Genomic DNA, 12,950 nt, shown 5'->3' with positions numbered 1-12,950 from the left:
AGGACATGGCATGAGCAAGACCCGCGTGGTCGGGCTCGACCTCGGCAGCCGCTGCGTGCGTGCCGCCGAGGTGGAGATCCACACCGGCGGAGGCGCCGGGCCGCGAGTGCGGCTGCTGCGCGTCGGCGAGCAGCCGGTCGACGCCGCCGCGATGCGCGACGGCGAGGTGGTCCGGCCGGCGGCGGTGACCTCGGCGCTGCGCACGCTGTGGCGGTCCGAGCGCTTCGGCTGCAAGGACGTCGTCCTCGGCGTCGGCAACCAGCGGGTGTTCGTCCGGGACCTCGCGGTCCCGCCCGCCCCGCTCGACCAGATCCGCGCGTCCCTGCGGTTCGGGCCGGTGCAGGACCTGCTGCCGGTGCGCGTGGAGGACTGCCTGCTGGACTTCCACCCGGTGGGGGACGCGGGGGAGGACGGGCAGGTCCGGGGCATGCTCGTCGCGGTCCCGGAGGAGACCGTGGAGGCGAACACCGCCGCGGTCGCCGCCGCCGGGCTGCGCACGGTGCGCGTCGACCTGAACGCGTTCGGGCTGCTGCGTGCGCTGATCCACGGCGCGCTGCGCGAGGAGGTCGTCGGGATCGTCGACCTCGGCGCGGCGATCACCGACGTCGTCGTCGCGGACCGCGGCCTGCTGCGGATGTACCGCACCCTGCCCACGGGCTCCGCCGACCTGACCTCGGCGGTCCGGGAGGCGCTCGGCGTCCCGGAGCAGCGGGCGGAGGAGATCAAGCGCACCGTCGGCGTGGTGGACCCCGCCACGGTCCCGCCCGACGTCGCCCCGGCGGCGAGCGTGCTGGTCCGGCGCGCCCAGGGTCTCGCCGAGTCCCTCCGGTCGAGCTTCGCCTACTACGCCACGTCCGCGGGGCGCCCGGTGGACCGGATGCTCCTGGTCGGGCGAGGGTCCCGGATCCCGGGTCTCGGGCAGTTCCTGGCCACCACGCTCGGCCTGCCCGCCGCGTTCGGCACCCTGGACAGCGGGCTGACGGTCGCCCGGGGCGTCTCCCGGGACCGGCTCGCGGGCGACCTCGGCGCCGTCGTGCCGCTCGCGGTCGGGCTCGCCGAGGGGGTGGCCGCGTGAGCCGCGCGAGCAGCCCGCCGGCCGTCGCCGCGGCCTCGCCCGACCACCAGGGCGTGAACCTGCTGCCCGCGTCCGTGTACGCGGCGCAGGACGCGCGGCGGCTGCGGCGCCGGCTCGTGGGAGGGCTCGTCGCCCTCGTGGTCCTGCTCGCCGCCGGCCACACCTGGCTGCTCGGCCTGGAGCGCGAGGCGCAGGGCGAGCTCCGGCTCGCCCAGGACGAGACCTCCCGGCTGCAGGCCGAGCGGGAGCGGTTCGCGGAGGCGGCCGAGGTGCGGGACGCCCTCACCCGGGCCGTCCAGGCGCGCACGCTGGGGATGGGCTACGAGGTCCGCTGGGTGGACCTGATCCGCCAGATCGAGGCCGTCGCACCACCGGGCGCCGTGATCACCTCGTTCTCCGCGGGCGGGTCCAACCCCACGGAGCGGACCGTGGCCGTCGCCCCCGACCCGCTGGGCACCGACGGGGTCGCGGCCATCGCGTTCGAGGTGGCCTCGGACACGCTGCCGGACACCGCGGCCTGGCTGGAGGCGCTCGAGGCGATCCCCGGGCTGATGGACGCACGGTTCAGCTCGGCGCGGCTCGCCGACCTGGACGGCGTGAGCTCCTACACCGTCACCTCCACCGTCCAGGTCAACGTGCACGGCCTGTCCGGCGTGCATCTGCCCGACGAGGGAGGTGCCGCGTGAAGGCGCAGAACCCGGTCTGGATCGGCGGCACGGTGCTGCTCGCCCTGGCGCTCGCCGCCGGGGCCTGGCTGCTGCTGTACTCGCCGCTGCTGGACACGGTCGACGAGGCGCGGGCCGACCGGGACGCCACCGAGGAGCGCAACGACCTGCTCCGGGTGCAGGTGGCGGCGCTCGCGGCCGAGTTCGACCGGCTGGACGAGCGCCGCGCCGAGCTCGCCGCCCTCCGCACCCAGTTCCCGACGGAGGTCGAGCTCCCCGAGCTCACCCGGGGCCTGGCCGCCATGGCCGAGGCGACCGGGGCGACGGTGACCAGCGTGTCCGTCGGCACGGCGCAGCTGCTGGGCGATCCGCCCGAGCTCCCCCCGGCTCCCGACGGCACCGAGGCGCCGGTCCTGCCCGCGCCGCCCGCGGGGCTGCACGCGGTGCCGATCTCGCTCACCGTCGAGGGCACCTTCGAGCAGGCGCAGGAGTACGCCAGCGCGCTCCAGGGCGAGCAGCAGCGGCTGTTCCTGCTCAGCTACCTGACCTGGACCTCCGCAGACGAGGAGGGCCGCGAGCGGTTCTCCATCGGCGGGCACACCTACGTGCTCGCGCCCGACACCGACGACACCGACGACACCGACGACACCGACGACACCGACGACACCGACGACACCGACGAAAGGTGATGTGACATGGCACGACGACGAGGGGGAGTGCGCCTGGTGGGCGCGCTGCTGTGCACGGGGGCGCTCCTGGCGACCGCGAGCGGGCCGGTGACGGCGGCCGACGTGAGTCGTCAGGGGCAGGGGGCCTCGGCCTTGCAGGGGGACGTCCTGCGTCCGCTGGACGACGTCCTGGACCCGCCGGTGCAGGTGCGGATGGACAACGGCGCGAACAACCGCACCGTCGACAGCGCCATCCAGCGCGGCGTCGACAGCAACGTGTACGTCTGGGGCCGCACCGGTCGCGGCATCGACGGCGTCTACTCCGCCGACACCATCGGCCCGCGGGACCGGGAGTGGCCGCGCCAGGTCGAGGGCCTGCCCGAGGGGAACATCCGGGCCGTGACGGCGGGCATCTACAACTTCAACGCCCTCGACTACGACGGGCACGTGTGGGGCTGGGGCGCGTACTCCGCGGCGCGCGACGGGACCGACAGCGTCCAGGACCGGGACGGCCGGCTGGGCTGCATCGGCATGTCGGTGCAGCCCGAGCGGCTGCGCGTCGGCAGCGCCTGGAACGGCTCCGGCGAGCTGCTCAGCGGGGTGCAGCAGATCAGCAGCACGGAGATGGCCGGAGCGGCGCTGACCGGCGACGGGTCGGTCTACCGGTGGGGCCGCGCGGAGTACGGCGGCAACCCCGGTGTCGGCGACGGCTGCTCGAAGAACCCGGTGGGCGCCCAGAAGGTCGAGGGCCTGCCCGACCCGAGCATCCCGGGCAACCGCCCGGTGTACCTCAAGGGCGGGTACAAGACGTTCTGGGTCCTCCTGGAGAACGGGGACGTCTACTACTGGGGCGGCGCCAGCACCTACGAGCGGCCCCGCACGCCGGAGGGCGGCACGGGTGACGCGACCGGGACGCAGCACGTCGCGCAGCGCTCGACGGTGCTCAACGACTGGAACCGCACGAACAGCCCCGGCGCGTACATCGTCCAGCTGGACTCGGGCATCAACCTCGGCGGCGCGCTGCTGTCCGACGGCCGGGTCCTCACCTGGGGCACGAACGCCGGCCGGGTCGGCGGGCGGCTGCCGGACGACAGCAAGGCGGCGACGCTGCGCGCGGCGCGGGCACCCGGCGTGCTCCCGAACGTGTCGGGCGTCGTGGCGCTGCAGTACACCTTCACCGGCGCCGCGATGATCACCTCGGACGGCGCTCTCTACGGCTACGGTGACGACTCGTACGAGTGCTTCCCGAAGTGGCCCGGGAAGGCGACCTTCTGCGGCGGCGCCTCCTACGAGACGGTCCCCGGGCTGCTCGACACCGGCGTGGTGTCGTTCTCGGTCGGGCAGGGGCACATCCGCTGGACCAAGCAGGTCGCCGACTCCACCACGTCCTCGGGCCTCGGCTACGAGACCTGGGGCCAGGGGTACAACCCCCGGGGCGCGATCGGGCACCCGGTCGGCACCGTGAAGACGAAGCGGCTGGTCGAGTTCCAGACCGCCAAGAAGGAGCCGTGCACCGAGTCGCGGTGCGACCTGGAGGCCCTGCTGCAGGGCAGGTGATCCGAGGCGGCTGAGCGCGCGCCCGTCCCCGGCCGGGGGCGGGCGCGCCGTGCGTGCGACCCGGCGCGCCCGTCAGGCCGTGTGGTGCAGCGCGGCGGCCGCGCCCGTGGCCGACCCGGTCGCGCCCGGCTCCGTCGGCTGCTCGGGCAGCTCCCGGTCGAACACGACCCGGTTCCGCCCGAGCCGCTTGGCCCGGTACAGCGCCGCGTCGGCGCGCGCCACGAGGCCGGCGGCGGGCTCGTCGGGCTCGGCCATGGCGCCGCCGAAGCTCATCGTGACGTGCAGGTCCGGGGACAGCTCGTGCCAGGGGAAGCCCTCGATGGTGGTGCGGATCCGCTCGCAGACAGCCTGCGCCTGCTCCTGGGGCGAGTCCAGCAGGACGAGGGTGAACTCCTCGCCGCCGACGCGCGCGACGACGTCCCCGACGCGCACGGCGCCGATCATGATCTGCGCGACCCGGCGCAGCACCTCGTCGCCGACGGGGTGCGAGTGCTGGTCGTTGACCGACTTGAACAGGTCGAGGTCGGCGACGACGTAGGCGAGGTCGGCCTCGTGGCCGAGCCGGGCGGTGACGATGGCGTCGAGCCCGCGGCGGTTGAGCAGCCCGGTGAGCGCGTCGTGCGCCGCGTCGTGCCGAAGGGACTCGTTGAGCGCGGCGAGCTCGGCGGCGCGCTTGCGGGCCTGGTCCCGGCCCTGCCGGACGCGCTCGATGTCGAGCTGGGCGTTCACGACGATGCCGCGGCGCTCCGCGGCCTGGTCGCGCTGGGCCATGACGGCCTCGTGGTACTCCCGGTGGGTCTGCAGCGCGGCGCGCAGGTCGCCGGCGTCCTCGTGCACCTGGACGAGCTCGAGCAGGACGTCGGCGCGCTCCATCGGGCGCAGCGACTGCTCGGTGAGCAGCAGGCCGGTCGTGAGCGTCGCGCGGGCGCCGGCGTAGTCGCCGCGGAGCCGGCGGAGCCGGCCGTGCGCGGCGTGGTACCGGATGGTCAGGTAGCGCGCGGCGACGCGGGGGAGCGCCGTCTCGGCGTCCGCGAGGGCCGCCTCGGCGGCGTCGAGGTCGCCCAGCGCCATCTGCGCGCGGGCCAGCCGGACCTGCGCCTCCGCGGCCATCCGGGGGTTGCCCGTCGAGCCGCCGTCCGCGTCCGGGACCCCGCGCGCGGCCTCGAGGCCCTCGGTGGCCTGGCGGACCGCCCGCTCGGCGAGCGCCCGGGAGCGGACGGGGTCGGTGCCCGCCAGCGCCTCGCTCTCGTCCGTGTCGAGCTTGGCGAGGCCGGTGAGCGTCGCGCAGGTGCCGTCCGGCCGGTCGAGCTCGGGCCACAGGCGCGCGGCCTCGTCGAGGAGCTCGCGGGCCTTGTCCGGGAACCGGCCCATCGAGATGTAGGTGTCGGCGAGGTTGTTGAGCGCCGCGGCGAGGCCGCCGGTGTCGTGCAGCTCGCGCCGGATCGTCAGGGACCGGTCGAGCAGCTCGAGCGCCGACAGGTTGTCGCCGAACCCGTTGTAGACGGCCGCGAGGCCTTGCAGCAGCCGGCCCTCCCAGGCGCGCAGCCCGTGGGTCGTCGCGAGGTGGAGCGCGCGCTCCATGGCGGCCAGCGCGGGGACGTCCTCGCCGAGGAGGTGGTGCGCCCAGCCGCTGTTGTACTCGAGCTCGATCTCCACGGGCACGACGCGCTCGGCGCGCGCCTCCGCGATGAGGGCGGGGACGGCGGCCACGCACAGCGCGGGGGCCGCGTCGCACAGCCGGTCGACGCGCGCCAGCTCCGAGCGCCAGTAGGACGCTCGGGCCTCCTGCTGCGTCGTCCAGGCACTCGTCACGTGCGTCGTATCGGTCGGGGGGCGGGGGACCTGGAGGTATCGCGCGGGTGAACTCCGTGCAGCCGGACGGGTGGCTGCGGGGCGGATCCGGGCGACCTACGTCAGCAGCCCCAGGTACCAGTCCGCGACCGGCCCGCCGGCGGCGATCCCGAGCAGCGCGCCGGCCAGCATCCACGGCCCGAACGGGATGCCCGTGCCGCGGCGCGCGCGCCCGGTGGCCAGCAGCGCGAGGGCGAGCACGCCGCCGAGCAGGAAGGCCGCGAAGGCGCCGACGGCGAGCGCGTCCCAGCCGAACCAGGCCAGGAACATCCCGAGCACCCCGGCGAGCTTGACGTCCCCCAGCCCCATCCCGCCGCGGTACGCGAGGGCGATGACCAGGTAGAGCAGGAGCAGCCCGGCCCCGCCCGCCGCCGCGCGCGCCAGGGCGCCCCACGCGGGCTCGCCGCCGGGGTTCGCCGACGCGAGGACCAGGAGCGCGGCGCCCACGGGGTAGGCGGGGAGCACGATCGCGTCGGGCAGCCGGTGAACGTCGAGGTCGATGAGCGTCAGCGCCACGGCGACGGCGACCAGGTACAGCAGGGCGGGCAGCGCCCAGGACGGCCCGAGCAGCGCCGCGGCGCCCGCGAACAGGGCGGCCGTCACGGCCTCGACCAGCGGGTAGCGGGTGCTGATCGCGGCGCCGCAGTCCCGGCAGCGGCCGCGGAGCAGCACCCAGGACAGCAGCGGGACGTTGTCCCGGGCGCGGATCCGGTGCCCGCAGCGGGGGCACGCGCTCCCCGGCACGACGGACTGGTCGCGGGGCACGCGCCAGACGACGACGTTGAGGAAGGAGCCGACCGCGAGCCCGAGCACGGCGGCGGCGGTGACGAGGGCGGCGAGCGGCAGCACCCCGCGATCATCACCGCCCCGCACCACCTACCCAACGCCACGGGCCCCGCACCGGTGGTCCGGTGCGGGGCCCGTGGGAGGTGTCGGCGTCAGCCGATCGCGGCGACGGACTGCCGGGCGATCTCCAGCTCCTCGTTCGTCGGGATCACCAGCACGGTGACCTCGGCGCCGTCGGGGGAGATGACCGTCGGCTCCTTGATGCGGCCGGCGTTGCGCTCCGGGTCGACCTGGATGCCGAGGCGCTCGAGGCCCGCCAGGGCGTTGAGCCGGACGATGTCGTCGTTCTCGCCGATGCCGGCGGTGAAGGTGATGACGTCGACGCGACCGAGCTCGGCGTAGTACTTGCCGACGTAGCCCTTGATGCGGTGGTAGTAGACGTCGAGGGCGGTCTTCACGCGCTCGTCGCCCTGCGCCGCGGCGTCGTGCACGTCGCGCATGTCGGTGTAGCCGGACAGGCCGAGCATGCCCGACCTGCGGTTGAGCAGCTCGTCGAGCTGGTCGATCGTGTAGCCGCCGACCCGCGCGAGGTGGAACAGCACGGCCGGGTCGATGTCGCCGGACCGGGTACCCATGACCAGGCCCTCCAGCGGCGTGAGACCCATCGAGGTGTCGATGCACGCGCCGCCGCGGACGGCCGACGCGGAGGCGCCGTTGCCGAGGTGCAGCACGATGGTGTTGAGCTCCTCGAGCGGCTTGCCGAGGAACTCGGCGGTCGCGCGGGACACGTACAGGTGCGAGGTGCCGTGGGCGCCGTACCGGCGGATCTTGAACTCCTTCGCGACCTCCTGGTCGATCGCGTAGGTGTACGCGGCCGGCGGCATGGTGCGGTGGAACGCGGTGTCGAAGATCGCGACGTGCGGGATGTTCGGGAAGGCGTGCCGCGCGGCCTCGATGCCCGCGACGTTCGCCGGGTTGTGCAGCGGGGCGAGCGGGGACAGCTCGTCGATCTGCGCGAGGACCGCGTCGTCGATCACGGCCGGGCCGTCGAAGACGTCGCCGCCCTGGACGACGCGGTGGCCGACGGCGGTGAGGTCCTCCTCGCGGAGCTGCGGGCCCTGCTCCTCGAACAGGCCGAGGACGAGGCGCATGCCGGTCTCGTGGTCCGGGACGGGCTGCTCGAGCACGGTGGTGCCGTTCGGGCCCTCGTGCTTGACCTTGCCGACCTCGAGGCCGATGCGCTCCACGATGCCGGAGGCGAGCGCGTCGCCGGAGGTGGCGTCGACCAGCTGGTACTTGATGGACGAGGAGCCGGAGTTGATGACGAGGACGTGGTTCACTTCGAGCCTTCCGGGGTCGCGCCCATGGCCTGGGCCTGGATCGCCGTGATGGCGACGGTGTTGACGATGTCCTGCACCAGGGCGCCCCGGGACAGGTCGTTGACGGGCTTGCGCAGGCCCTGGAGCACCGGGCCGACCGCCACGGCGCCGGCGGAGCGCTGCACGGCCTTGTAGGTGTTGTTGCCGGTGTTCAGGTCCGGGAAGACGAAGACGGTGGCGCGGCCGGCGACGGCCGAGTCGGGCATCTTGGTCTGGGCGACCGAGGCGTCGACGGCGGCGTCGTACTGGATCGGGCCCTCGACGCTCAGGTCGGGACGGCGCTCGCGCACCAGCTCGGTGGCGGTGCGGACCTTGTCCACGTCGGCGCCCGAGCCGGACGACCCGGTGGAGTAGGACAGCATCGCGATGCGCGGCTCGATGCCGAACTGCGCGGCGGTCTCCGCCGAGGAGATCGCGATGTCCGCGAGCTGCTCGGCGGTCGGGTCCGGGTTCACGGCGCAGTCGCCGTAGACCAGGACGCGGTCCTCGAGGCACATGAGGAACACCGAGGACACCACGGAGGTGCCCGGGGTGGTCTTGATGATCTCGAACGACGGCTTGATGGTGTGCGCGGTGGTGTGCGCGGCGCCGGAGACCATGCCGTCCGCCAGGCCGAGCTGCACCATCATCGTGCCGAAGTAGGACACCGAGGACACGATCTCGCGGGCCCGCTCGACGGTCATGCCCTTGTGCTTGCGCAGCTCGGTATACTCGGCGGCGAACCGCTCGAGCAGCCGGCCGGCCTTCGGGTCGATGACCGTCGCGGCCGACAGGTCCAGGCCGAGCTCGGTGGCGCGGGTCCGGATGGCCGCCTCGTCGCCGAGGATCGTCAGGTCGGCGACCTCGCGCTGCAGCAGGGTGGAGGCGGCGCGCAGGATGCGGTCGTCGTTGCCCTCGGGCAGCACGACGTGCTTGCGGTCGGACCGGGCCCGGTCGAGCAGCTCGTACTCGAACATGAGCGGCGTGACGACCTCGGGGGCCGGCACCTCGAGGGCGGCCAGCGCCTCCTCGGCGTCGGTGTGCTTCTCGAACAGCGCGAGGGCGGTGTCGACCTTGCGCTGCGAGTCGGCGGACAGCCGGCCGCGGGTGCCGGCGGCGGCGGACGCGGAGGCGAACGTGCCGAGCTCGGTGCGGATGATCGGCAGCCGGCTGTGCAGGCCGTCGACCAGGCGGGACACGGTGGCCGGGGGCTCGAAGCCGCCGTTGAGGATGATGCCGGACAGCGACGGGAAGCCGTCGGCGGCGTGCGCCATCAGCAGGCCGAGCAGGATGTCCGACCGGTCGCCGGGGACGATCACGACGACGCCGTCGGACAGCCGCTCCAGCAGGTGCTCGATGGACATGGCGCCGACCAGGACGTCGGTGGCCTCGCGGGGCAGCAGCTCGGCGTCGCCGCCGACGAGGGTGCCGTCGACCGACTCCATGAGCTGGCGGACGGTCGGCGCGACGAGGAACGGCTCCTCGGGCAGCGCCCACGCGGTGGCGCGGGTGGACAGCTCGGACCGGATCGCGTCGAGGTTCTCCGGGTCGCACCGGTTGGCGACGATCGCGACGACCTGCGCGTGCCCGGCCTCGAGCTCGGCGGCGGCGACCTCGGCGACCTGGCGGACCTCCTCGGGGGAGCGGCCCTGGCCCTTGACGCACAGCAGCACCGGCGCGCCGAGGTTGGCCGCGATCCGGGCGTTGAAGCCGAGCTCGGCCGGGCCGGCGATGTCGGTGTAGTCCGTGCCGACGACGACGACCACGTCGCAGTCGCGGGCGACCGCGTGGTAGCGCTGCACGATGGTGGCGAGCGCGGCCTCGGGGTCGTGGTGCACGGCCTCGTAGGTGGTGCCGATGCAGTCCTCGTAGGACAGGTCGACGCCGTCGTGGGCGAGCAGCAGCTCCAGCACGTAGTCGCGGGTCTCGGTCGAGCGCGCGATCGGCCGGAACACGCCGACCCTCTGCACGGTGCGGGTCAGCAGGTCGACCAGACCGAGGGCGACGGTCGACTTGCCGGTGTCCCCCTCCGGGGACGTGACGTAGATGCTGCGGGCCACGGGTGGGCTTCTTCCTCGTCGGCTGGGCCGGGGTCGCCGGCCGTCAGGTGGTGGGATGAATTCTGCCGGACATCCGGCGCCGGATCGCACCGGAGCCCGGGTGACGCGGGCCACCCGGGCACCCTCCACGCCGCCTGGTGGTCGACCCGTGTGACCTAGGTCCCAGAAGGCCGATGGCCCGCACCGGTGCGGTGCGGGCCATCGGCCGCGTCGGGACTACTCGTTGTCGCCGCCCGTCGCGAGGGTGGCGGTGGACTGCTGGGGGCCGCCCTCCTCGGTGCCGGTCTCGCCGGCGTCCGGCCACACCCAGTCGCGCACCTCGGGGAGGTCCTCCCCGTGCGCCCGGGTGTAGTCGTGCGCCCGGAGCCGGGCGTCGACCATGCGCTGGCGCAGGCCCGCGTACTTCGAGCCGAGCGACGGCACCTGGTCGATGACGTCGATCACCAGGTGGTACCGGTCGAGGTCGTTGAGCATGACCATGTCGAACGGCGTGGTGGTCGTGCCCTCCTCCTTGTACCCCCGCACGTGCAGGTTCTTGTGCCCCTTGCGGCGGTACGTCAGGCGGTGGATCAGCCACGGGTAGCCGTGGTACGCGAACACGATCGGCTTGTCGGTCGTGAACAGCGTGTTGAAGTCGCGGTCCGACAGGCCGTGCGGGTGCTCCCGCTCGTCCTGCAGGCGCATGAGGTCGACGACGTTGACCACGCGGACCTTGAGGTCGGGCAGCTCCTCGCGCAGGATGTGCGCCGCCGCCAGCACCTCCAGGGTCGGCACGTCGCCGGCGCAGCCGAGGACCACGTCCGGGTCCTCGCCCTCGACCTCGGTGCCCGCCCACTCCCAGATGCCCAGGCCGCGGGTGCAGTGCGCCACGGCCTCGTCCATCGACAGGAAGTTCGGCGCGGGCTGCTTGCCGGACACCACGACGTTGACGTACTGCCGGCTGCGCAGGCAGTGGTCGTACGTCGACAGCAGGGTGTTCGCGTCCGGCGGCAGGTACACCCGGACGATCTCGGCCTTCTTGTTGACCACGTGGTCGATGAAGCCCGGGTCCTGGTGGCTGAAGCCGTTGTGGTCCTGGCGCCACACGTGGCTGGACAGCAGGTAGTTCAGCGACGCGATCGGCCGGCGCCACGGGATGTGGTTCGTGACCTTCAGCCACTTGGCGTGCTGGTTGAACATCGAGTCGACGATGTGGATGAAGGCCTCGTAGCTGGTGATCAGGCCGTGCCGGCCCGTCAGCAGGTAGCCCTCGAGCCAGCCCTGGCACTGGTGCTCGGACAGCATCTCGACGACGCGGCCCATCCGGGCGAGGTGGTCGTCGACGTCCGTCGGCAGGTACTCGGCGTTCCACTGCTTGTTGGTCACGTCGAACACGGCCTGCAGGCGGTTGGACGCCGTCTCGTCCGGGCCGAAGATCCGGAAGTTGTCCGGGTTCCGGCGGATGACCTCGGTGAGGTACTTGCCGAGCTCGCGCGTCGCCTCGGAGATCGAGCCGCCGGGCACCGGCACCTCGACCGCGAAGTCGCGGAAGTCGGGGAGCCGCAGGTCCTTGAGCAGCAGCCCGCCGTTGGCGTGCGGGTTGTCGCTCATCCGCAGCGTGCCGCCGGGGGACAGGGCCGTGATGTCGGCCTTGACCGAGCCGTCCGCCTCGAACAGCTCCTCCGGGCGGTACGACTGCAGCCAGCCCTCGAGCACCTGCAGGTGCTCGTCGGTGTCGCGGGCGCTGGCCAGCGGGACCTGGTGCGAGCGCCAGGAGTTCTCGACCTGCTTGTCGTCGATGACCGGCGGGCAGGTCCAGCCCTTCGGGGTCTTGAAGACGATCATCGGCCAGGCCGGGCGGGACTCGTCGCCCGCGGCGGCGCGCGCCTTGATCTCGGCGATCTCGTCCAGCACGACGTCCAGCAGCTCGGCGAACCGGGCGTGCACGGCCGCGTGGTCCTCGCCGTCGAAGCCGCCGACGAACAGGTGCGGCTTGTGGCCGTACCCGCGCATCAGGTCGAGCAGCTCCTCCTCCGGGATGCGCGCCAGGACGGTCGGGTTCGCGATCTTGTACCCGTTGAGGTGCAGGATCGGCAGCACGACGCCGTCCTTGGCCGGGTCGATGAACTTGTTCGAGTGCCAGGACGTCGCCAGCGGGCCGGTCTCGGCCTCGCCGTCGCCGACGACCGCCGCGACCAGCAGGTCCGGGTTGTCGAACGCCGCGCCGTACGCGTGCGACAGGGCGTAGCCCAGCTCCCCGCCCTCGTGGATCGACCCGGGGGTCTCCGGGGCCACGTGGCTCGGGATGCCGCCCGGGAACGAGAACTGGCGGAACAGGCGGCGCACGCCCTCCTCGTCCGGCGTGATGTCCGAGTAGACCTCGGAGTACGTGCCGTCCAGGTAGGCGCTGGCGACCAGGCCCGGACCGCCGTGGCCGGGGCCGGTCAGGTAGAGCGTCGACTGCTGGCGCTCCGCGATCACGCGGTTCAGGTGCGCGTACAGGAAGTTCAGACCCGGCGTCGTGCCCCAGTGACCGAGCAGCCGCGGCTTCACGTGGTCCTTGGTCAGCGGCTCGCGCAGCAGCGGGTTGGCCAGCAGGTAGATCTGCCCGACCGACAGGTAGTTGGCCGTCCGCCACCAGGCGTCGATCCGTCGGAGCGTCTCGTCCGACACCGGCTGGCCGGAACCGGCCCGCCAGGTCTCGGACCTCGACGTCGTCGTAGTCATGCTCTCTCCCCGTTTCGCAGAACCACGGATGTGCCGTGGACCCGGTCGAGCACCTCCGCCGGGTCCCTCCAGCCTTGCGGCGTGTGACGTCGCGAGCCGGGACGTCCGACCTAGGCAGTCCCGTGGCTGCTCAGGCAGCCGTCAACCATCCAACCCCATCACCCTTCCGGGCGCACCAGGCCTGGGGACGCGGGCCGCCGTGCGGCGGGTCGGGTGCCCGGGCC

General features: G+C 73.5%; 9 protein-coding genes. 4 read left to right on the top strand and 5 right to left on the bottom strand.

Features of this window, described 5'->3' with window-relative positions:
* Positions 1 to 10: 10 nt before the first annotated feature.
* The 4 genes from pilM to G6556_RS00835 are packed head-to-tail and all read left to right on the top strand — an operon-like array spanning position 11 to position 3,965.
* A complete protein-coding gene (gene pilM / locus G6556_RS00850; RefSeq protein WP_166937718.1) occupies positions 11 to 1,075 on the top strand; it encodes a pilus assembly protein PilM in 1,065 nt (354 codons plus the stop codon).
* Positions 1,072 to 1,761: a fimbrial assembly protein gene (locus G6556_RS00845; protein WP_166937716.1), complete on the top strand. Its 690-nt coding sequence runs from the start codon at positions 1,072 to 1,074 to the stop codon at positions 1,759 to 1,761. Before pilM ends, G6556_RS00845 begins: the two co-directional genes overlap by 4 nt.
* Positions 1,758 to 2,429 carry a hypothetical protein gene (locus G6556_RS00840; RefSeq protein WP_166937714.1) on the top strand — a complete coding sequence of 224 codons (672 nt, stop codon included), beginning with the start codon at positions 1,758 to 1,760 and terminating at the stop codon, positions 2,427 to 2,429. The genes G6556_RS00845 and G6556_RS00840 overlap by 4 nt, the downstream gene beginning before the upstream one ends.
* A gap of 6 nt (positions 2,430 to 2,435) precedes the next feature.
* On the top strand, positions 2,436 to 3,965 hold the full coding sequence (locus G6556_RS00835) for a hypothetical protein (protein ID WP_166937712.1): 1,530 nt from the start codon (positions 2,436 to 2,438) through the stop codon (positions 3,963 to 3,965).
* 72 nt (positions 3,966 to 4,037) lie between these two features.
* On the opposite strand, the gene G6556_RS00830 is transcribed toward G6556_RS00835, so the two are convergent.
* From G6556_RS00830 to G6556_RS00810, 5 genes are all read right to left on the bottom strand, one after another.
* Complete coding sequence (locus G6556_RS00830; RefSeq protein WP_166937710.1) at positions 4,038 to 5,777, bottom strand: tetratricopeptide repeat-containing diguanylate cyclase; 1,740 nt, start codon at positions 5,775 to 5,777, stop codon at positions 4,038 to 4,040.
* A 96-nt stretch (positions 5,778 to 5,873) separates the two neighbouring features.
* Positions 5,874 to 6,665 (bottom strand): prepilin peptidase, encoded by a 792-nt coding sequence (locus G6556_RS00825; protein WP_346774641.1) that lies wholly within the window; start codon positions 6,663 to 6,665, stop codon positions 5,874 to 5,876.
* Between the two features lie 89 nt (positions 6,666 to 6,754).
* Complete coding sequence (locus G6556_RS00820; protein ID WP_166937708.1) at positions 6,755 to 7,942, bottom strand: acetate kinase; 1,188 nt, start codon at positions 7,940 to 7,942, stop codon at positions 6,755 to 6,757.
* Positions 7,939 to 10,020 carry a phosphate acetyltransferase gene (pta, locus tag G6556_RS00815; RefSeq protein ID WP_166937706.1) on the bottom strand — a complete coding sequence of 694 codons (2,082 nt, stop codon included), beginning with the start codon at positions 10,018 to 10,020 and terminating at the stop codon, positions 7,939 to 7,941. Before pta ends, G6556_RS00820 begins: the two co-directional genes overlap by 4 nt.
* Before the next feature lie 216 nt (positions 10,021 to 10,236).
* On the bottom strand, positions 10,237 to 12,726 hold the full coding sequence (locus tag G6556_RS00810) for a phosphoketolase family protein (RefSeq protein WP_166937704.1): 2,490 nt from the start codon (positions 12,724 to 12,726) through the stop codon (positions 10,237 to 10,239).
* Between the last annotated feature and the right edge of the window lie 224 nt (positions 12,727 to 12,950).

Origin of the sequence: Cellulomonas sp. IC4_254 (assembly GCF_011603975.1) — a bacterium.
Taxonomy (GTDB): domain Bacteria; phylum Actinomycetota; class Actinomycetes; order Actinomycetales; family Cellulomonadaceae; genus Cellulomonas.
Note: the sequence above shows the minus strand (reverse complement) of the source record. Positions and strands in the feature narration are given on the sequence as shown.

Excerpts from the sequence above, each read along its gene's own strand:
- pilM (WP_166937718.1), top strand. The coding sequence starts at position 11 with ATGAGCAAGACCCGCGTGGTCGGGCTCGACCTCGGCAGCCGCTGCGTG.
- G6556_RS00835 (WP_166937712.1), top strand. The coding sequence starts at position 2,436 with ATGGCACGACGACGAGGGGGAGTGCGCCTGGTGGGCGCGCTGCTGTGC.
- G6556_RS00810 (WP_166937704.1), bottom strand. The coding sequence starts at position 12,726 with ATGACTACGACGACGTCGAGGTCCGAGACCTGGCGGGCCGGTTCCGGC.